Origin of the sequence: Vibrio sp. TRT 17S01 (genome assembly GCF_050113695.1) — a bacterium.
Classification (GTDB): domain Bacteria; phylum Pseudomonadota; class Gammaproteobacteria; order Enterobacterales; family Vibrionaceae; genus Vibrio.
Genome location: NZ_JBNJOG010000004.1, coordinates 320,342 through 340,423 on the forward strand (window position 1 = coordinate 320,342; position 20,082 = coordinate 340,423).

Here is a 20,082-nt window from a genome sequence, read left to right on the forward strand (position 1 = left end):
TACTACATTATTTAGCGTGTTGACAGGGTGTGCGGCTCTGGAGCGCAAAGCGATGAATGGTCTTGAAGATACACTATCTGCCCCTTATCAATCGCCTCAAATCGTGGTGGATGTGGCCACAGAATTTCATGCCATGAACTCGTTCACACACACGCAGTTGCGTTCGATGTTAACCAAGACGATGGATACGTCAGTGATGGCCGCCACGCTCAATTTACATCAAAAATCGCACAATGATCTGGCTAGTCGGATCAAGCGTATGGTGCCGGCTTCCGTGCCGGTGACCATTCAATATGATGTGACATCTCCTCAAGGTGTTACCTTGCATCGTGCAGTGGCAATGGTTTTAGGGTGTCGCAATAACGGCCAAAAACCGGAGTTGCGTGACAGTAAAACGCGTTACAGCGCACAGATGGAATGTGCAACGATGGAGAATTTAGTCGCCACCATCGCAGATCCTCGGGATCTATTAAAAGGCCAGAGCTTGAGACAAACCGATAGCGTAAGCGCGACCAGTGCAGTTCAGGCGTATTTGAGCGGCAATGTGATGGGGCTGAATGAATCCCCGATTTCAGTAGGAGGGAATTAATCATGGCTTTGTCTACTCAATCCCATGCATTGACGGTCGCTGCGTTCGTATTGAATCAAGAAGACGGCGAGAAACTTCAAAAGCATTGTACTGACCTGCCAATTTCAGCGACTGTGACGGTGAGTAAAGCGTGTCCTGATATGACAACGTTGGTTTCCGGTGGAGAAAGCATCTTAATCGTTGAAATGGATCCGCAGGTTGATGTTGAAGACTTTGCAAGGCAGTTGCTGCAAAGCGTAAAACCAACGACGGCAGTGGTGCTGTTAGGTGAGTCGATTGAGACGGAAAGTTATCGTCGATTGCTGCATCTTGGCATTAAAGATTATCTTGCGACGCCGATTGATCATGACGCATTAAAGCTCACGATTGAGCGCATTGGTCAGCTGAATAAAGCGATGGTGACTGAGGCTAGAGGTATTGTGATCTGGGGCATGAAAGGAGGCGTCGGCACGACAACGATTGCTGCCAATTTGGCGTTTGATATTGCAACCAGCCATGCGCGTGAAACACTCATCGTCGATAGCGATCCTCTTCATGGTGCCGTCGGTCTTGCGCTGAATCAGGAAAATTATGGTCAGTTGTCTTCGGTACTTACCTATGCTGAAGAACTGGATGACTTACTGTTTAAACGCAGTCTAGTCGATGCAGGTCATAAATTATCGCTGCTTAATGATACGTTAGAACTTGGTCAGATGATCGACATTCATCCTTATCAGATGAAGAACCTTGCTGAATACGCTAATCGAAATTACACGCAGCACATTTGGGATAGCGGCAACCTATCCGTGACATGTCTCGATGAGGTTATTCGATTGTGTAAGGTATGCGTGTTAGTGACGGATCTCAGTTTGAATGCCACCCGTTCACTTGCGAAGGCACTTAAGCACCTTGAGGCTTTTCCTCATGTTCGCCCGATTATTGTTGTGAGTTCAGTACGTAAGGATGATCACCATTGGTTTACTCAAGAAGAGCTAGAGAAGTCACTTAATGTGTCGGTGGATTATCAATTGCCACACGCCGCTAAGTTGATGACCAAGGCCCACGAGCTGGGCGATGTGGTTGCTCAGGGGGATTCACCATGGGCAAAATCACTGAAAAGCTTGAGTCGTGATTGTTTAGGCTTAGCTAAGGGGCGCAAAGCGAATCGCTGGATGCAGCTGTTCGGAGGTGGTCGCTGATGGTTACCGCTGAAAAGCAAAAACACGATGAGGTGCGTGTTCGCCAAATCAACCGAACCAGACAGGAGTTGCTGGAGTCGTTAGATCCATCCGAAGCGTTGAAAATGACTTCGCATGAGCTGGAATATACGATCTTTGAAAGCCTAAACCAGATTGCTCTTGATAATAAAGTGACAATGAACCTGCGTGAGCAGCAGCAACTCACTCGAGAATTGGTGGACGATATCCGTGGGTTAGGGCCATTGGAGCCCTTACTTCATGATGACTCCGTTGCCGATATTATGGTGAACGGTCCTAGCCAGGTTTATGTTGAGCGCTATGGACAAGTGGAGTTAACAGAGATTACTTTCCGCGATCAAGAACATGTCCACAATATTGCCCAGCGGGTAGCAAGTCGTGTTGGACGCCGCATTGATGAGTCTTCCCCCATGGTGGATGCCAGATTAGATGATGGCAGTCGAGTCAACGTGATTGCGCCGCCTCTTTCTCTCATCGGCACAGTGATCTCCATTCGTAAATTCTCTAAGCACAAACTGTCACTGCTGGATATGGCACGTCAAGAAAACTTGTCGGAGCCGATGGCAGCCTTGTTGGGGCTGAGTGTACAAGCGAAAATGAACATTCTGGTATCGGGAGGAACCGGTGCCGGAAAAACCACCTTGTTGAACGCGCTATCTGAGTTTATTGGTGCAAATGAACGGGTCATCACCATTGAAGATGCCGCCGAGATTCAACTTAAACAGCCTCATGTGATCAGCTTAGAAACACGGGCCGCGAGTGTGGAAGGCTCGGGGGAAGTGACGCAAACGGATTTGGTCAAAAACGCCCTTCGGATGCGGCCCGATCGCATTTTGCTTGGGGAAGTTCGTGGTGAAGAAGTATTCGACATGCTGCAAGCCATGAATACCGGGCACGATGGTTCCCTATCAACGGTCCACGCGAATACACCGAATGATGCTTTGATCCGTTTGGAGAATATGTTGAGCCTGAGTCAGGCGAAACTCAGCTCTGATCTGGTTCGAAAGCAAATCGCAGCATCCATTGATGTGATTGTGCAAATCGAACGTGGCAGAGATGGCAAGCGCCGTATCACGCAGATTAGCGAGACCAATGGCTGTGTTGATGGTCAGATTAAGCTCAACACTCTGTTCGAATTTGTCCACGATCATGACGAAGAAAGCGAAGTAATCAGCGGTTACTACGCACAGCCAAAAACACAAAGCTGTAAGGTGCTTAAGTTAAAGGCAGCAGGTCTATTTAAGACGGTTGAACAACTTCTAAAAGGAGTCGAGTCATGATGTTGGCAGCGATTGTGTTGGCAACCATCTTACTCATTTTGTTTTTGGAGCAAAGGCAGAATCGACAAAAGCAAGGGTTAGTAAAGCGCCGAGCAGAACGCCATTTAGGAGTTTACAGTCATGTTAGCGTTCACTCCTCGTCGTCGAAGGTGGCTCGTCATCTCAGTCAATGGGTAGCTAAGCATGTTCAACTCATTCCGGCCATATCCAGCATTGGCATGAGCTATTTGTGTTGGAATGGGTTTCATCTTTGGTGGGTGTCGGTATTGGTTGTTCCAGTTGTTTATCGTGGGGTTGCGCTGATCCAGTCACATAAACTGAAACAGCTAAAGATAGAAGCGATAGAAGCCCACTTACCAGAAGCGGTGGATGTGTTTGCCAGAGCGATAGCCGCTGGTGTTCCGATGGAGCGTTCTATTCGTAGTGTTGCGAATGCATTTGATGGTCATCTGGGAGATGAGTTTAACAAGTTGCATGATGCCATTGTGCTTGGCGTGCCTTTCCAGCAAGCACTAAGCGATTCATCCGCGCGTGTTGATAGCGAAAGTTATCGCTATTTTACGGCGATTTTGAGCCTAAATGCGGAAACGGGTGGGCCTTTGGTTGAAGTACTGACGAACCTTTCCCACAGCCTACGTGAAAAGCACAAGCTGAATAAAAAAGTACTGGCACTCACAGCAGAGCCGAGAACCGCAGCGCGAGTTGTCACTGGCATTCCCATTGTTTTGCTGACCATGCAGTTTTTTAAACAACCAGAACAGCTTGAATTTTTGCTGCAAAACGAAGCGGGTCAGCAGATCTTGTTGTATGCCGTGGTCAGTATCATTTCAGGTTTACTGATCATTAAACGCCTCACTAAGGTTGGTTAACGTGAACGTATTTCTTTTCGTTGGGTTGGTGGCAGTGCTCCTCTTATTGTTTGCTGAGCAGCAATGGGCAGCCCGACGCTTTCAAACGCGAAAGCAGTTGGTTTTGTCAACGTCTACGCCTCGTCGTATTGGACGTGTAAAGCTGCAACAAGCCGCAAAGCGAGTTGGTCATTGGTTGGAACAATACCTTGTTTCAGAGAAAGACAGAGCGCAACTTAAACTGCTGCTACTTAGGGCTGGTTACTTTAAACCGGAAGCGTTGCCGTTGTTTTTGGTTGCAAAATTCGGTGCCGTTGTCATTGGGCTGGCTGTTAGTGCGATGGTGTTTGCCGTCAGACCTGAGCTGATGGGTGGTAAAAATACGTTAATTGCCGTGATGATTGTGTTTGGTTTAGGTGTGCTGGTTGAAAAAGCAATAGCGGTTTGCGGTGAAACCCGCCAAAGCCGACTTAGCCAGTATTGTCCAGATATGATGGATATGTTGGTCATTTGCGCCGAATCTGGTGCGGGCTTGGATGACGCGTTGGATAAAGTGGCAAAGAAAATGCGGACCATTTGCCCAGAATTGAGTGACGAAGTCGCATTGGTGGTTGATGAGCTGAAACTTTTGCCTGATAGAAGCATGGCATTGAATAACCTTGCCAACCGAACTCAGGTTGAAGAGCTTAAAATTCTAGCCACCACCTTACATCAGGCACTGAACTACGGTTCTTCGATTGCGAAAACCTTGCGTGTTGTTGCCTCAGACACTCGGCAAACTCGATTGCTCAGCATGGAAGAGCAGGCGGCGAAAGTTCCGGCCAAGATGGGACTGCCGCTAATCCTATTGGTGTTATTTCCCACGCTGTTTCTCATTGCGGCCCCAGCCATGATTGGTTTGATGGAAGCCCTTTCTTAAGAGACTAAAAATGAACAAATTAATACTGCTTATGGCTATGATCTTATGTACTGCATGTACACAACAACCGCAGCAAACTGACATCGCTGAAGATGTAGAAGCGCAGCTCAATATTGCTCAGCTATCTGAAGAAAACGGTCAGCTAAGTGCTGCTTTGACTATTTATCAGCGCGTATACAACAAGTGGCCCGGTGACGAGGTTAACTTGGCATTGGGGCGTTTGTATTATCAACAAAAAGAGTGGTTAAAAGCTCAGCTTCACTTGAACCAAATCCCTGAGCAGTCAGAGCTTCGAGAGCAAGGTAACTTGTGGCAGGCTAAAACGCAGCTACGTCTGATGAAGCCAGAGCAAGCACTCGCTTTTATGCCTGAGACGCCAAACACCAGTGAATGGCTCAATTTGAAAGGCGTTGCACTGGATTATCAGCAGCGACATATCGAAGCGCAAGCTCTGTATCAACAAGGGCTTCAGCACAAACCAATGAGTGTTCGTCTTAGGAAAAATCTGGTTTATTCGTACTTGCTTGCAGGAAAGTATCAGCAAGCTGAGTCGGAGCTGAATACGTTGTTTGAGCTTGGTTATCGTAACAAAAATTACGATGCCCTCAATGCCATGGTGATCCTGTTACAAGGGGATGATGAAGAGGCTAAACGTACTTTAGAACGTTATTCGACGCCTTTAGAAATCGATCAATTTGCCGCGCAGTTAGAGCAATTGAGGAAGCCGTAATGCAACGTCAACAAGGCAGTTATTCGGTCGAGTTTGTATTGACGTTTCTGATCCTGTTTTCAACCATCTTCTTAGCCATTGAAGTAGGGCGGTTTACGCTGACCAGCAGTATTGTGGACCTCCGCTTTCGAGAATTGGTGTATGAGAGCCGAACCTTACATAGCCCCCCTTTATCCAAGCTTAAAGAGAAGTACTTTTCGCAGCAGCAGTTTATAGACGGTGAAGATGTTTCCTTAACCAGTAAAGCATGTGAAACCATGGTGCACTATCTGGCGAATATGTGCTCGTTTGGTAAGGGGGTTCCTCAACACATAGTGGAGTACAGTTTGGTTTACGAATATCAACCTATCATTCCTTTATTACAAGGTTCGGGAAAAGGACTTTGGCAACATGAAAGTGTAATGGTTGTACGAAACGAACCTGATTTTGAGGTGAGCAAATGGTAACTCGCTCACGACAAAGCGGTGCAGCGGTCGAAACCTTGGTGTTTGTACTGCTGATTTTGATGATTGTGTGGGCGGCAGTCGATGTGACTCGGCTGTTTAAGATACAAGATCGGCTGCATCTTGCGGTGACGACCGTTGGCGCATTGGCGGCAGATATTCCCCCGGAAAACGAAAGCAATACGCGATTTGAGCAATTGCTTTGTGGTACGACAAAGGCGGATCTGCGATTTGATGCTTGTCCGCAATCTTCTACCAGTGATTTCTTGATGGCCGTTGCGGAAAAAACCTTAGGGCTTGATGATGCTAACCAGTTTGCGATGCGATTTGAGTTTATTAGTGATCCGGGAATTCCAAATAGTCAGGAGTACGCAAAGTCTGAAGTTTTGGGCAGTGGTAACTGTGACTTATCTCCGGTTGTCGTTCCCGGTGGTGTGCGGATCGCGAGCTATCTGACGAATCCACTTACGACCAGTGAAGTAACATTGAAAAATCGAGCGCATCATCAGTTTGTCTATGTGGCGATGTGTATCGAGAGCAGTGCGTTGGCTGGCTCGCTATCGGCATGGTTGATGAAAGACAAATTAAATAAAGAACTGTTCGCTGACTCGATGAATTTGAGGCGCTATTGGTATAACGGTGATTACATTGAAGACTAAAGCAGGTTTTAAGAGCAAGTCGCAGCAAGGTAGTGCATCATTGTTAATGTTGGCGAGCCTGATCATCATTATGGTGTTGTTCTTCTTAAGTGTGAGTACAACAAGGTATGCGACTCTTTATACACGGCTCAGTCATGCTGCTGATGGCGCATTGGCTTTGGTTGCGCGGGAAGGACTGGCAGTTGATGAGCAAGAAGGGCAATATCTGAGCAAAACATTTGCTATCTACAATATGCCGATAGGTATACGTAGTGAAGAATTGCGCAGAACCAGTCAAGTTAACTTAGCCTTAAGCCCACTAGGCTATGCGCAGGAGCTGAGTTTAACCTTAGAGGATTCCATCGCACCAGTGCTGAGTTTCGTGCCGCAATTGAATGTCGCTGTTGAGCGGCGTCTTGTTCGGGAGTACCCCGTGACCGAGACCGTGCTTGCCCTCGATGCTTCGCGCTCGATGTCCGATAAAATTGGTGGGGGTCAAAAGCCTTCACAGCTGATGCCCGGCATATTGACGGATTTTATTGATTCACTGACGGGCGAACAGGAGTTGGCAAAAGATCACCATATTGGTCTCGTGCCTTACTCGGCGAATGTCAATGTTGGTCAGCGCTATCAAGATCGTCTGATTACGCCTGAATCGAGGCGTATACCTGCTTCTTTATCACCAGTTGCACGCAAATATGGTTATGAGCAAGACTTTCTCCATTTTAGTGGTGTGGAAGGTCGACGAAATGGTGCGTGTGTCAAAAGAAAACCAGTCAATTTGAATCGCGTAAGTACGGTATTGAATTTACCCAGAAATGCTCGCGAAGGATTTGATTTGATGGTTTATCATCCCGACGAGCATGACTCTGAGCCGGGATTGAGTGACGAGATCAAGCGAGCGAATGGCACTATCCCGCGACACTTACTGCCGGTGACGCAGGCGATGTCGTTTCCACTGAATCCTGCACTGCCATACATCGAAACGCCGGGTGGATGTCCTGCAATGACCTTGCATGAGATCAGCGGTAAAACGGCATCTCTCAAAAATGTAGCAGAGCGATATTACGCGACACACACCACAGGCGGAGATGAAGGCATTATATGGGGATGGCGTTTGTTTGATGAACGCTGGCGAGCATCTGTATGGGAAGAGCCCGGTTTTGAACTTGAAGAGCCAAGCAAACGCCTTATCTTGTTTACCGACGGAGCAAACAATAAAGGGTTAACTGATAACGACTTTGAGCGTTTTATGAATGGCACATGCCGTGCATTGGCAGATAACGGTATTCGATTTGATATGGTTTTGTTTGACCAAGGTATTTCGATGAAAGAGCGCCAAATATATCGTTGGTGTACTGATGTGACGGGTGGCAGTTATTTCTATGTCAAAGGGGATGATTTGGCGGCTCTTAAGCTCTTTTTTGCCCGGCTAGGAATACGGCAATATAAGACTCGGTACTTATAACAAACCTATTCAACGGGGTTTGTGTTAGTAAAAAATGAACCATTCGCGTGTATCAAACAGTTTGAAGAAAGATTCTGGTTGCATGGTATTTCCCTCGATTGGTCGTTGTTGACTTACATTATTATTCAATAAAGGGCGTGGCATCTGTCACGCCCTTTTCTTTGCGTTTGTTTATTGCAAAGGGCTATCAGCGATGGGTATTACTTGCGACCCAACGCTTTTTCAAGTCCCTTACCGTAGTTCTCATCTGCTTGGTAAGCATGGTCGATATGACGCTGTTGAATAAACTCTGGAACACCATCTAACGAACGAGCGGTATTTTCGAGCAAGCGTTTTTGCTCTTGCTTGTCCATTAAGCGGAATAGGTCACCCGCTTGGCTGAAGTAGTCTTCATCAACACGATGATCATAATGATCCGCTGCGCCGGAGATTTTTAATGGTGGCTCTGAATAATCAGGTTGCTCTGCCCACTCTTGTTTGAAGTTTGGCTCATAACCGATGGTTGAACCAAAGTTGCCATCGACACGCATTGCGCCGTCACGGTGATAGCTATGAACAGGGCAGCGCGGAGCATTGACTGGGATCTGGTGATGGTTAACACCCAAGCGGTAACGCTGTGCGTCTCCGTAAGCAAATAGGCGACCTTGTAACATTTTATCTGGCGAGAAACTGATACCAGGAACGACAGCGGCAGGGTTAAATGCCGATTGTTCAACTTCTGCGTGGAAGTTTTCTGGGTTACGGTTTAGCTCGAATTCACCGACTTCAATCAATGGATAGTCTTTTTGAGACCAGACTTTGGTCAAGTCGAATGGATTGAAGTTCACCTCATCCGCTTCTAGCTCTGGCATGATTTGAACGTACATTTTCCATTTAGGGAAGTCATTTTTTTCGATCGCTTCATATAAGTCACGCTGGTGGCTTTCGCGATCTTTACCGATCAGTGCTTCCGCTTCTTCGTCTGTCAGGTTTTTAATGCCTTGTTGAGTTTTGAAGTGGAACTTCACCCAGTAACGTTCGTTATCTGCATTGATAAAGCTGAATGTGTGGCTACCAAATCCGTGCATATGACGGTAAGACGCAGGAATGCCGCGGTCACTCATGACAATAGTTACTTGGTGGAATGCTTCTGGCAGTGAGGTCCAAAAATCCCAGTTATTGACACCACTACGCATGTTTGTGCGTGGGTCACGTTTAACCGCATGGTTAAGATCAGGGAATTTTAGCGGATCGCGTAAAAAGAATACTGGCGTGTTGTTACCCACTAAATCCCAGTTACCCTCTTCGGTATAAAACTTAAGGGCAAAACCACGAATATCACGCTCTGCATCAGCGGCGCCACGCTCACCGGCAACAGTGGTAAAGCGAGCAAACATCTCGGTTTTTTTACCAATTTCCGAGAAGATTTTCGCACGCGTATATTTGGTAATATCTTGAGTCACGGTGAACGTACCGTAGGCACCCGATCCTTTGGCGTGCATGCGGCGCTCTGGGATCACTTCACGATCAAAGTGGGCCAGTTTTTCGAGGAACCAAACATCTTGCAGTAGTTGTGGTCCTCGTGGACCAGCCGTCATGACGTTTTGGTTATGGGCGACAGGGCAGCCAGCAGCAGTAGTAAGTTTTTTGCTCATGATAATTTCCTTTCCAGGTTTTTAATTGTTTATCAAAAGAAGCTCATTAAAAAAATACGGATTGAGCGGTAATTTCCTCTTCTGAATGTGATAAATCATAGAGCGAGATTAACCCTATTGATAATGGGTCTTTCTTATCAATTTGATAGGTTTGAGCTATGAGTGGAAACTAAGATGGATACGATGTGCTGTTGTTTAAGGAATGAGACGTCTCATTTCTGTTTGGAAAGGAGTGATCATCTGCGAGAAGCCACGGCAGATGATCTTCATCAATCAAGATTTATTGAATTGCTGTTTGCGATTCGGATAAAAGGCGATAAGTAATCACATATAACGTATCTGTATTTGGATAGATATCACGGATGATTTGCTTCAATTTAGGCAACTCGATGAACTCTTGTTCTGCATGGTACTGACCAATCTCATCAAATTGAATTGGTTCGATGGATTCGATGTGGATATCACACACCTTTCTGTCAGTTTCTAGTGTATATACTTCTACGTCTGTCCCCGGTACATAGTGGCTTTCTGACTCATCTCTAATGGTAATGGTTTTTTGCCCTGAGAGAATGAGAGGGGTAAGAAATTCGAAGAAAGTTATTTTTCTAGGGGCATCGCCTTTGCTATTCATCGTATTTGAGTTTGTTTGGTCAAAAAAGCATTGTAGAACATGTTGTATATCAACTAAATGTATATCTAATCACTTGATTTATAAAAAGAGAGAGAGGTCTCACTATCTATTAATATGATTTAAAGATTCGTGAGTTTACACGTCAACGTAACGTTTCTTATATCGGTTGGTACTTTGTTGTGTTTTGTTGGTACTTAGCTGTGTAGTTTACAGCAGAGAGCGCGGAGCTTAACCATACTTAGTGACATTAAGCAGTAGTATGTAGGTATGCGGTTATGCGTAGTGATGTCTTGAGTCTTGTGGCAGCAATGGTTGCAATCATATTTCTGAGTGCGTGTGGCGGTGGTGATGGAGGTAGTGGAACAATAGGTAGCACTTCCCGAGTTTCATTCTCTGTGTCTGATGCCCCTGTTGATTCAGCGGATGAAGTTGTTATTGCATTCGAACAAATTGAATTGGTTGTCGATGAGGAAACCTCGGTGTTGATTGACGTCGATGATGGGGTAAATGATTACGTTCAAGTCAACCTGCTCGATTTTCAGGGAACGGATGCCAAGTTATTGGTAACAGAAGAGAGTATTCCCGCTGGTACTTACGAAAATCTCATTTTGCATATCAGTGATGAATCGGGTGCCAATTACGTGATTGACAACACAGGGCAAGTTGCTCTTAAACAGCCAAGCAACAAGTTAAGGCTGGGTGGCTTTGAAGTTACGCAAGATGCGGTGCAGAGCTTTACCATAGAATTTGATTTGCGTATGTCTTTAGTGATGAGAGGTAATTTGGGAAATAATAATGGTTACATTCTCAAGCCTCATGGGGTGACTATCGTCAATAATGACTCTGCTGTCTCGCTCTCTGGTACCGTAGATCCGAATCTATTTGATGAGGGTGACTGTGCAACTCAAGATGGCAACATGGTTTATCTTTATTCCGGAAATGGGTTAGATGCCGATTTACTGATTGATCTCGTTGACCCTGAAGATGAAACCTTTACTGGGGAACCTGTTATTCCAGAAAATAGCATTGTTCCTGTTACCAGTGTTGAAGTTGCAGAAAATGGCAGTTATGAATTTGGCTTTTTATCGGCTGGTGCTTATACCGCAGCGTATGTGTGTGATGGTGAATCAGACGACTCAATTGAATACAACCCTGAGGTGGTTATTCCAGCGGCACCAACGTTTGCTTCCCCAGGAGTTAAGCTGGTTGAGGTAACACTGGAGAATGGCATTGCAGCGGTTGCTGACTTCAATTTTTGATTTTGATCTCCCCTAAGCAAAGAGCCACAGAGAGTGCAGTTTCTGTGGCTCTTTTTTGTGTGCTAGAAATCAGAGTCAGCCTGAAAGGTCATTCTTTGTTTCGTGTATGGATGATCAAACTGCAGTAATTCGGCATGAAGATGTAATCGGTTTGCTTTTTCTCCATACAAGCCGTCGCCAACCATCGGTTTACTTAAACCAAGATGATGGGCGCAGTGGACTCTGAGTTGGTGTGTTCGGCCAGTTTTCGGGTGAAGATAAAGCTTAGTTCGTCCATCTTTTACTTCAATCACTTGCCATGTGGTCAGGGCGGGTTTGCCGTGTTCGAAACAAACTAGTTGGCGTGGCCTGTCGTCAGGGTCTCCTCGTAACGGAAGTGATATCTCGCCTTGTTCAGGTTGCAATTCTCCTTCGATGAGTGCGACATAACGTTTTTCGACACCACGAGTGATGAACTGCTTTTGCAAACTTTTGTTAGCTCGTTTTGTTAGTGCAAATACTAAAATGCCAGATGTCGCCATATCTAATCGATGGATGACGTAAGGTCCTTCAACATCAGGAAATTGGGTTTGTAGGCGGGTATAGGCCGAGTCTTTAATAGTTTTCCCCGGCACAGAAAGTAGCCCAGAAGGTTTATTGACGACAACGATGGCGTCATCTTGGTAGAGAATTTCTAACTCTTTATCTTCTGCCCAGTTTTCCTCTAAAGGATTTGGATCAACAAGAAGGCCTTTTAACATATGACCCAGTATCGGCTGACACTTGCTGTGGCAAGATGGGTAAAACTTTTTGTGCTGGCGTACTTCTGATTTCGGTGAGGTTCCCCACCAAAACTCAGCCATAGCGATAGGTTGCATTTGATGCATGTAGGCATAATGCAGCAATTTTGGTGCAGCGCACTCTCCTGCGCCTGCTGGTGGAATAGGGTTACTAGTCGCAGCAAAAATTTGATTGAGATCTTGATACTCACCATCAGCGTTTAAAAAGCGATACTGCGTAAATAGCTTGTGTTGCAAAGCGTTAGAGAGGTTTTTTCGTTGCTCTTTTAAATCATCAATTTGATGATTTAAATGATCGACCTCATTTTGGACAACACCGATGCGCTCTTCCCACTCTTGCTTTAAGTATTTCAGTACATTTTTCTCAGCAACACTTTCTTTAGCGAGTCCATCTAGTACAAGGCTAAATTGCTCCTCGTTTAAATCTCGTGAAGCTTCATGCCTCTTTTGTTTACGAGCAGCGCGAGCCTGAATCATGTTTGCTCGCTGTTGTTGCTCTGCTTCTTGGTACTGCTTATTTAATCTCTCTAGTGTCGATTGAAGTTCTGCTAGATTTGATTTCGTAGTGAGCTGAGTGACTTTTTCGTTAATGGTCGTGATAGCGGCTAAGTCATTTTTAAAGAACCCATCGTTTGTCAGCATGTCAAAAACTGGTGGGACAAAGCCGGGCAACAGGTTCTGGTCGGCTATCTTCCCTGAAAAAGCACTTAGAAAGCCAATCTCTCCCTGTTGGTTTTTAACGATCAGTACACCAAACATTTTGCCAACTGCTTTGGTAGAAGTGGGTTCTTGAGTTTCGACCCCAAAGTTATGCTGCCATTCCCTCTGTTCTAATAAGTGCTGTTGTAATTGATGTGCGGCAAGCTCACATAAAGGATGTGGCTGATAGTAAAAAGGGAAAGTAAATCGCTCAGGCAGTGCATATCCACTGATGGAAGTTGTAAAACGGGTAAACAGTTGCTCAGGTTGATGCATGGGGCGATTCACTTATTCAAACGACAGAATTGAGCGCGATTTTACTCGTTTAAGAAATCAATACCACTATTAACAGGGAAGAAGATTGTTTGTCAGGTAAGTCGCTTATGTGTCTGTCATCCTATAGGTAAAGATATAAGAGGACTATTCCTACATAATGCATTGATTATACATATATGAAACTTGTTTCTATTTGGTTTTAGGTGTGATGCCTGATTTATTGTTATATTAAATCATAATGTTCAATGAATTTAATTAATTATCCAAATGATATTTGGCTGCTATTTTTGTCTTAAGAGATCTTAAGTTTGCTCCGCTATTAAACTAAAGTTTTTATCATGAAAATTTGACTAGAGTTTAAGTTTAGGTTTCTTGTGTGAATATGTGATTTTTACCGTTGTAAGTATTGTCTGATGGGTGATGTGAATATGTTTCCTTGTCTGGTATTTTTCTATTTGTTTATATTGACATGGTGAATTTAGCGAAAGAATTAATAATTTAATCAGTACCAAAAAATACTTATTTGAATGTCGTATGGTCGACGAGAAATATAATCACTAGCTAAGATGATTAGCACTTGGGGTCAAGACTCCAATAAGTAATTTACTAAAGTCATCGTGAAATTATTCACTACTTCAGAATAGGAATACAAAATGAGCATTATTTTTGGTACAACAAACACTGATGGTACTGGTTCTTCTTCTAACCTAAATACAGATAATGGTTTTGTTGTAGATGGCAACATTTACGATGAAAATGGTGTACAAGTTGGTCACATGGAAATTGGTGATAACTTCGAAAACATCGTGATCAACGCTAACGAATGGAATGGCTCTACATCTAAAGAAGTTAAACTGGATACAACAGCAACTAATATCACCATTAATGGCTTCGTAGATGCTGACATTACAAATACAAGTGATTTAGATACTCAGATCTCTCTAATGAACGCTAAGCGTGGTCAAATTGATACAACTGGTGGTTCTTCTTCCGATTCAATCCAAATCGGTGTAAAAGCAAACAACGACCACTGGTCAAACATGTTTGAAATTAACACAGGTGAAGGTAACGACACTGTTACAATGGCTAACGTAGAAAACTCTCAATGGGCTGAGTTCAACATCAATACTGGTGAAGGTAATGATGAAATTGACGTATCTCTACTTAACCTTTCAGATAAAGAGAGTCAAACTCGCCACGTAGATGGTGGTGAAGGTCTAGATACACTAGTAACTAATGGTGATTCAAATCTTACTTTTGAAGGTATTGAAATTGTTGTTGGTGAAGGTAATGGTGCAGGTTCTGCTCTAGAAGTAGATACTGAACTACTAGCTAACAACGATGATATGGGATTAGGTCTAATCATCTCTAACATCGATGTAGAAATGAGTTCAGACATTGTTGCTTACCAAGCACACGAATTGTCTGCAGAACAAGCATCTTACCTAGATCAGGAAGGTTTTGATTCTTCTGACTTTGTAGAAGTAAGCATTTTCGGTGCAGATGGCGAAGAATACACAATCCTAACTGACGATGCTGATTTCGTAGCTTAATTCGTTAGGTCTTACCCGCTATTATCGAAGTGTCGATAATGCAGGTGAGATTAATAGACTCGTGTAAGTAAAAAGCGCAGTTGCTTAGCAATTGCGCTTTTTTGTTTCTTACAGCACTCATCTCTTTATATATACCTCGTAGTATAGTTTTAGTTCTTTGTGTGGTGGCTTTAAACGATATGTTATTAAAGTAACCATTAACGGAAGTGAGAATTATTATCGTTTATATCTTTGATTTATAACTATATATTACTTAAGGTTAATTATTAATGTAGGTTACTTCTTACAATTAAAAATCGATCAGCATAAAATATTATTGAATAATTTTTGTATTTTTTTGACTATATAGTCAAGTGGATAATTATTTCAGTTGACTAAGTTGTCTAATATTTTTTTCTATCTTGATTGTTGAATTCTCATCATTATGTATTACGAATGATAATTATCATTTCTACATTGTGAGTTTAAAAAATAACTTATATGTATGGCTTGTGTAAATTTGTATCAAATTTAAAAAAAATCATATTTGAAATATTACCCTAATGCCTTATAAATTAATGAGTACCAAAAAAGAATTAATTGATTTCTTCTAGCTCGACGAGAGAAATATTTATTCCTAATATGCACCTGTTTTCTGAGCTCGCTGGAAAAGAGCTGAATATATAAAACTGGTCACTTTAAATACGGATGTAAGTAAGTGTCTAGTCTTCAATAGGAATATACTATAATGAACGGCAACATCATCTTTGGTACTACAAACACTGACGGTACAGGATCTTCTGCAAACCTAAACGAAGGTAACGGTTACGTAGTTGACGGTAACCTATACAATGACCACGGTGTTGTAGTGGGTACTTGGGAGACTGGTGAGAACTTTGAAACCATCATTATTGGCTCTGAAGAGTGGAACGGTGCTGACTCAAAAGAAGTAAGTCTAATCGACACTACAGCTACTGACATCACAATCACTAACTTTGTTGATGCAAACATCATCAACAACAGCGACGTTGATACTCAAATCTCTCTAATGCAAGCAAAACGTGGTCAAATTGACACTACTGGTGGTTCTTCTTCAGACTCTATCCAGATCGGCGTTAAAGCGAACAACGATCACTGGGAAAATATGTTTGATATCAAAACTGGTGAAGGTAACGACACTGTAATGATGGCAGACGTGGAAAACTCAAAATGGACTGAATTCAACGTTGACCTAGGTGAAGGTAACGATGAGTTCGATATTTCTGAGTTAGACGTTGCTCAACGTGGCAACCAAACTCGCTTCGTTGACGGTGGCGAAGGTCTAGATACACTAGTAACAAATGGCGATTCTACGCTTGAGTTCACTGGTATGGAAGTGATTGTAGGCGCAGGTGATGGTGCAGGTTCAACTCTAGAAGTAGACACTGACCTACTATCAAACAACGATGACATGGGTCTAGGCCTAATCATTTCAAACATCGATGTTGAAATGGATTCAAAACTTATTTACCAAGCGCATGAGTTGTCAGCAGAGCAAGCGGCTTTCCTAGATCAAGAAGGTTTTGATGCTGCAGACTTCGTAGAAGTAAGCGTTTTTGGTGCTGACGGTAACGAATACACAATTCTTACTGACGATGCAGATTTCGTAGCTTAATTCGCTGAAATCTTACTTGAGCCACCGCCATTGCGGTGGCTTTTTTATTGTTTTTTTTAAAGCAAGGCATGGCTTCATTCCATCGTTTTAATGATAGTTTTTATTTTCTATCAGGTTATATATTTACATCACGTCATTACAATTACTAGATACATTTCTTGACGCGCAATGCACAAAAGACCGACCTCTATTTAATGTTGGACTGAGAATCAATTTTTCAGCCTTATTTATTGATATAAGAATTTTTATTATCTCTTTATGTTGTGAATGAATGAGCTGCCTATAATAAGCAAAAGTTTTAGTTTTCATTGTGGTACCAAAAAAGAATTAATCTGCCTTGTGAATGTCGAGTTTTAACCTATTTCTTCCTATTATCTTTTTGATTTCAAAGCTCTATATGGAAATAAGAGACTAGTTAAAAGGTGAACGATAATAAGGATGTTAATGGTCGCCTGTACTTTCATAAGGAACACGACGATATGGGTAGTATTATTTTTGGTACATCAAATACTGATGGCTCAGGATCTTCAGCAAACCTGAATGAAGACAACGGATTTGTAGTTAATGAAAGTGGTTATTTCGAAGAGCAAGGTGTGCTTGGGATCATTAGTAATGATGGCTCTTATCTTCAAAATATATTTATTGCCGCTGAAGAGTGGAATGGAAAGGATGTAAAAGAAGTCAGCTTGGTAGACACAAGTGCTTCAAATATCACAATTGAAAATTTTGTCGACGCTAACATTGTTAATAGTACCGATGTTGATACACATATTGAGCTGTTGCAAGCAAAACGTGGGCAAATTGATACTACAGGCGGCGCTTCTTCTGATGCCATTACGGTTGGCGTTAAAGTAAATAACAATCATTGGAAAAACCTGTTTGACATTGAAACCGGCGAAGGTAACGACACTGTGAGTTTTGTTGATGTAGAAAATTCACATTGGACTAATTTCCAAGTTCAATTAGGTGAAGGAAACGATGAACTTGATGTTTCCTTATTAGAACTGGCGACAGATGCGGGGCAAAGCCGTGTGGTTGACGGTGGCCAAGGCCTTGATACTTTAGTGACGAATGGTGACTCGATTCTTCAATTTACAGGGATGGAAGTGATCGTGGGCGCTGGTTTAGGTGAAGGCTCGGTATTGAATGTGGACAACTCCGTACTAGCTAATAACAATGATGTGGCACTAGGATTAATAATCTCTAACGTTGATGTTGAATTTGGTGCTGATATTGATGCCTACCAATCACATGCGTTAACGGATGAACAGGCTGCTTATCTTGATCAAGAAGGTTTTGATTCAAGTGGCTTTAGCTCTGTGAGTATTTTCGCAGCGGATGGTCAAGAATATATAGTCTTGACTGATGATGCTGAATTTAATGTATAAGATTATTTAATAAAAACCACTGCATAAGCGGTGGTTTTTTATCTCTAAGGTAGGGCTAATTATTTATATCAGGAGATCTAGATTATTTCTTAAAACATATTAAAGCAAAAGAGTGAGTCTCTATATTAGTACCAGATTCAGTACCAAGTTATTTTTACATATGGATTTGGTTGAATATAAGTATGAAAATTATTATCGCAGAATAAACGAAGGAGTTTTCTATGAGTAGCATCATATTTGGTACAACTAATACAAGTGGTCATGGTTCATCAGCTAATTTGAATGAAGACAATGGTTTTGTTGTCAATAGCGATGATTATTATCATCCAGTTGGTGTTTCAGCACATCAATGGACCTCTGAGGATGGCCGTGAGCATATCGAGATTAGTGCTGATATTTGGAACAATTGGCATACTAAAGAAGTGAAAATTGAAAGCTCAGTAACTGATATAACGGTAAGTAATTTTGTCGATTTTGATATTACCAACACCACAGATGAAGATACCTATATTACAGTCACTGATGCCAAACGTGGCAGTATTGATACCTCAGGTGGCAGCTCGAATGATGTCATTACAATAGGTGTAAATCCACACTTGAATCAATATGACAACATTTGGCCAAGTAATCAGCATGGTTTTAATATAAAGACTGGTGATGGAAACGATATTGTTACACTTAATGATACATCACCGGAAGGTAGTCTTTATGGTACAGAAAGAACAATATTCAATATCGATCTCGGTGCCGGCAACGATATTTTTATTAATGAGATGGATGCAAGTGGTGGTGGACCACAAGAAGTTCACCCTGAAGAATATCGACATGCTGATGGTGGAGAGGGGCTTGATGTCTATGTCCCACCGACAGGTGGTAACTTCTGGACTGATGGTGGTATTTCTGGGTTTGAAGTGATCACTGATTTTGACGAGTCACAGGACTCGGTGTTTATGCTAAAAGATCTGTCTGATTGGGGGGAATTCGAGTCGGAGTATGGATTAGTTTGTACAGGCGTCACCGTTGTTGAGTTGAATATGGACGTTCCTTATGCACAGGAGATAAATGATGGGCAAGCAGCGTACTTGGAAAGCCTAGGGTTAGACTCTAGTCAGTTTGATGCTTATTGGTTTGGTGACAGCTGTATTTTGTCTGATACAGAAGTGCTGGATCACTTGCCAAACTAAGTTCAAGAATCGAAAGCCACCGCATACGGTGGCTTTCCTTTATCGACATACAACTAACTCTCCAAATACTGTCCATGAAAGCGCAGGTGGTCTTCAATAAAGCTAGAGATAAAATAATAGCTGTGATCATACCCGGGTTGCATTCGTAGTTGGATGTTCGAATCATGAACTTCAGCCGCTGCCAGTAGTGCTTCAGGTTTCAATTGCTCGACCAAGAAATCATCCGCATCACCTTGATCAACTAAAATCGGTAAGTCAGCTTTCGCTCGTTTAAGCAGTTCACTGGTATCGTATTGTTTCCAGCTTTCAAAATCATTTCCAAGGTAAGCATTAAAAGCTTTTTGTCCCCAAGGACATTGCATTGGGTTGCTGATTGGGCTGAATGCAGAAATTGAGCGATATTGATCCGGGTGCTTTAAACCGATGGTCAGTGCACCGTGTCCACCCATACTATGGCCAGAAATCGACTTAATCGAAGACACAGGGAAATTTGCTTCAATTAACTTTGGTAACTCCACAGCTATGTAATTATACATATGGTAGTGCTGTGACCATGGTTCTTGCGTTGCATTTAGGTAAAAACCAGCGCCTTGGCCTAAATCATAGCCTTCATCATTCGCAACGTCTTCGCCTCGTGGGCTTGTGTCTGGTGCGACGATCGCGATACCAAGCTCAGCTGCAGCGCGAAAAGCGCCTGCTTTCTGCATAAAGTTCTCATCGGTACAGGTTAACCCTGAAAGCCAGTATAAGACTGGAACTGGATTAGTTTTACTTGCACTTGGTGGAAGGTAAATAGCAAAACGCATTGTACAATTTGTCGTACGTGATTGGTGCGTGTATTGCTTATGCCAACCGCCATAGACTTTGTTTTTACTGATATTTTCGAGAGTCATTATCAAGCCTCTGATTGATTCTGCCCCGCTGAATGGCAGGGC

Annotated in this window: 18 protein-coding genes; 14 read left to right on the plus strand and 4 right to left on the minus strand. The window is 43.0% G+C overall.

The features are described 5' to 3' along the window. The first annotated feature begins 16 nt into the window (after nt 1-16). Genes ACQEXS_RS09135 through ACQEXS_RS09175 form a run of 9 tightly spaced genes read left to right on the plus strand, consistent with a single transcriptional unit; the run spans nt 17 to nt 8,111 of the window. Nucleotides 17-589: a CpaD family pilus assembly lipoprotein gene (locus ACQEXS_RS09135; RefSeq protein ID WP_427013601.1), complete on the plus strand. Its 573-nt coding sequence runs from the start codon at nt 17-19 to the stop codon at nt 587-589. A 2-nt stretch (nt 590-591) separates the two neighbouring features. After that, the gene (locus ACQEXS_RS09140) at nt 592-1,767 is read left to right on the plus strand and encodes an AAA family ATPase (RefSeq protein WP_427013602.1); all 1,176 of its coding nucleotides are present in this window, start codon (nt 592-594) and stop codon (nt 1,765-1,767) included. Next, complete coding sequence (locus ACQEXS_RS09145) at nt 1,767-3,065, plus strand: CpaF family protein (protein ID WP_427013603.1); 1,299 nt, start codon at nt 1,767-1,769, stop codon at nt 3,063-3,065. Before ACQEXS_RS09140 ends, ACQEXS_RS09145 begins: the two co-directional genes overlap by 1 nt. Continuing rightward, the gene (locus ACQEXS_RS09150) at nt 3,062-3,934 is read left to right on the plus strand and encodes a type II secretion system F family protein (protein ID WP_427013604.1); all 873 of its coding nucleotides are present in this window, start codon (nt 3,062-3,064) and stop codon (nt 3,932-3,934) included. The genes ACQEXS_RS09145 and ACQEXS_RS09150 overlap by 4 nt, the downstream gene beginning before the upstream one ends. 1 nt (nt 3,935) lies before the next feature. Continuing rightward, nucleotides 3,936-4,832, plus strand: coding sequence for a type II secretion system F family protein (locus ACQEXS_RS09155; RefSeq protein WP_427013605.1), 897 nt, complete (start codon nt 3,936-3,938; stop codon nt 4,830-4,832). A 10-nt stretch (nt 4,833-4,842) separates the two neighbouring features. Next, on the plus strand, nt 4,843-5,562 hold the full coding sequence (locus ACQEXS_RS09160; protein ID WP_427013606.1) for a tetratricopeptide repeat protein: 720 nt from the start codon (nt 4,843-4,845) through the stop codon (nt 5,560-5,562). Further along, the gene (locus ACQEXS_RS09165; protein ID WP_427013607.1) at nt 5,562-6,008 is read left to right on the plus strand and encodes a TadE/TadG family type IV pilus assembly protein; all 447 of its coding nucleotides are present in this window, start codon (nt 5,562-5,564) and stop codon (nt 6,006-6,008) included. The genes ACQEXS_RS09160 and ACQEXS_RS09165 overlap by 1 nt, the downstream gene beginning before the upstream one ends. Then, nucleotides 6,002-6,664, plus strand: a complete 663-nt coding sequence (locus ACQEXS_RS09170; protein WP_427010379.1) for a hypothetical protein — start codon at nt 6,002-6,004, stop codon at nt 6,662-6,664. The genes ACQEXS_RS09165 and ACQEXS_RS09170 overlap by 7 nt, the downstream gene beginning before the upstream one ends. Beyond that, nucleotides 6,654-8,111 (plus strand): hypothetical protein, encoded by a 1,458-nt coding sequence (locus tag ACQEXS_RS09175; protein WP_427013608.1) that lies wholly within the window; start codon nt 6,654-6,656, stop codon nt 8,109-8,111. The genes ACQEXS_RS09170 and ACQEXS_RS09175 overlap by 11 nt, the downstream gene beginning before the upstream one ends. 200 nt (nt 8,112-8,311) lie before the next feature. Here ACQEXS_RS09175 and ACQEXS_RS09180 read toward each other — a convergent pair whose 3' ends face one another. Both ACQEXS_RS09180 and yqfB read right to left on the minus strand, forming a co-directional pair. Beyond that, a complete protein-coding gene (locus ACQEXS_RS09180) occupies nt 8,312-9,745 on the minus strand; it encodes a catalase (RefSeq protein ID WP_427010377.1) in 1,434 nt (477 codons plus the stop codon). 280 nt (nt 9,746-10,025) lie between these two features. Continuing rightward, nucleotides 10,026-10,376 (minus strand): N(4)-acetylcytidine aminohydrolase, encoded by a 351-nt coding sequence (gene yqfB / locus ACQEXS_RS09185; protein ID WP_427010376.1) that lies wholly within the window; start codon nt 10,374-10,376, stop codon nt 10,026-10,028. A 275-nt stretch (nt 10,377-10,651) separates the two neighbouring features. On the opposite strand from yqfB, the gene ACQEXS_RS09190 reads away from it, so the two are divergent. Continuing rightward, the gene (locus ACQEXS_RS09190; protein WP_427013609.1) at nt 10,652-11,635 is read left to right on the plus strand and encodes a DUF4382 domain-containing protein; all 984 of its coding nucleotides are present in this window, start codon (nt 10,652-10,654) and stop codon (nt 11,633-11,635) included. A 62-nt stretch (nt 11,636-11,697) separates the two neighbouring features. Here ACQEXS_RS09190 and ACQEXS_RS09195 read toward each other — a convergent pair whose 3' ends face one another. Next, complete coding sequence (locus ACQEXS_RS09195) at nt 11,698-13,389, minus strand: pseudouridine synthase (protein ID WP_427013610.1); 1,692 nt, start codon at nt 13,387-13,389, stop codon at nt 11,698-11,700. Between the two features lie 653 nt (nt 13,390-14,042). Here ACQEXS_RS09195 and ACQEXS_RS09200 point away from each other — a divergent pair. From ACQEXS_RS09200 to ACQEXS_RS09215, 4 genes are all read left to right on the plus strand, one after another. Then, entirely contained in the window at nt 14,043-14,942 is a 900-nt protein-coding gene (locus tag ACQEXS_RS09200; RefSeq protein WP_427013611.1) for a hypothetical protein, read from the plus strand. Nucleotides 14,943-15,669: 727 nt separating this feature from the next. Then, a complete protein-coding gene (locus ACQEXS_RS09205) occupies nt 15,670-16,575 on the plus strand; it encodes a hypothetical protein (protein WP_427013612.1) in 906 nt (301 codons plus the stop codon). A 422-nt stretch (nt 16,576-16,997) separates the two neighbouring features. Beyond that, complete coding sequence (locus tag ACQEXS_RS09210) at nt 16,998-17,963, plus strand: hypothetical protein (RefSeq protein ID WP_427013613.1); 966 nt, start codon at nt 16,998-17,000, stop codon at nt 17,961-17,963. Nucleotides 17,964-18,184: 221 nt separating this feature from the next. Then, nucleotides 18,185-19,147: a hypothetical protein gene (locus ACQEXS_RS09215; protein ID WP_427013614.1), complete on the plus strand. Its 963-nt coding sequence runs from the start codon at nt 18,185-18,187 to the stop codon at nt 19,145-19,147. A gap of 53 nt (nt 19,148-19,200) precedes the next feature. Here the strand turns inward: ACQEXS_RS09215 and fghA are convergent, their stop codons facing one another. Then, nucleotides 19,201-20,040: an S-formylglutathione hydrolase gene (gene fghA / locus ACQEXS_RS09220; protein WP_427013615.1), complete on the minus strand. Its 840-nt coding sequence runs from the start codon at nt 20,038-20,040 to the stop codon at nt 19,201-19,203. Between the last annotated feature and the right edge of the window lie 42 nt (nt 20,041-20,082).

Coding starts and splice junctions, on each gene's coding strand:
- ACQEXS_RS09140 (WP_427013602.1), top strand. CDS start 592: ATGGCTTTGTCTACTCAATCCCATGCATTGACGGTCGCTGCGTTCGTA.
- ACQEXS_RS09145 (WP_427013603.1), top strand. CDS start 1,767: ATGGTTACCGCTGAAAAGCAAAAACACGATGAGGTGCGTGTTCGCCAA.
- ACQEXS_RS09150 (WP_427013604.1), top strand. CDS start 3,062: ATGATGTTGGCAGCGATTGTGTTGGCAACCATCTTACTCATTTTGTTT.
- ACQEXS_RS09160 (WP_427013606.1), top strand. CDS start 4,843: ATGAACAAATTAATACTGCTTATGGCTATGATCTTATGTACTGCATGT.
- ACQEXS_RS09165 (WP_427013607.1), top strand. CDS start 5,562: ATGCAACGTCAACAAGGCAGTTATTCGGTCGAGTTTGTATTGACGTTT.
- ACQEXS_RS09170 (WP_427010379.1), top strand. CDS start 6,002: ATGGTAACTCGCTCACGACAAAGCGGTGCAGCGGTCGAAACCTTGGTG.
- ACQEXS_RS09180 (WP_427010377.1), bottom strand. CDS start 9,745: ATGAGCAAAAAACTTACTACTGCTGCTGGCTGCCCTGTCGCCCATAAC.
- yqfB (WP_427010376.1), bottom strand. CDS start 10,376: ATGAATAGCAAAGGCGATGCCCCTAGAAAAATAACTTTCTTCGAATTT.
- ACQEXS_RS09190 (WP_427013609.1), top strand. CDS start 10,652: ATGCGTAGTGATGTCTTGAGTCTTGTGGCAGCAATGGTTGCAATCATA.
- ACQEXS_RS09195 (WP_427013610.1), bottom strand. CDS start 13,389: ATGCATCAACCTGAGCAACTGTTTACCCGTTTTACAACTTCCATCAGT.
- ACQEXS_RS09200 (WP_427013611.1), top strand. CDS start 14,043: ATGAGCATTATTTTTGGTACAACAAACACTGATGGTACTGGTTCTTCT.
- ACQEXS_RS09205 (WP_427013612.1), top strand. CDS start 15,670: ATGAACGGCAACATCATCTTTGGTACTACAAACACTGACGGTACAGGA.
- ACQEXS_RS09215 (WP_427013614.1), top strand. CDS start 18,185: ATGAGTAGCATCATATTTGGTACAACTAATACAAGTGGTCATGGTTCA.
- fghA (WP_427013615.1), bottom strand. CDS start 20,040: ATGACTCTCGAAAATATCAGTAAAAACAAAGTCTATGGCGGTTGGCAT.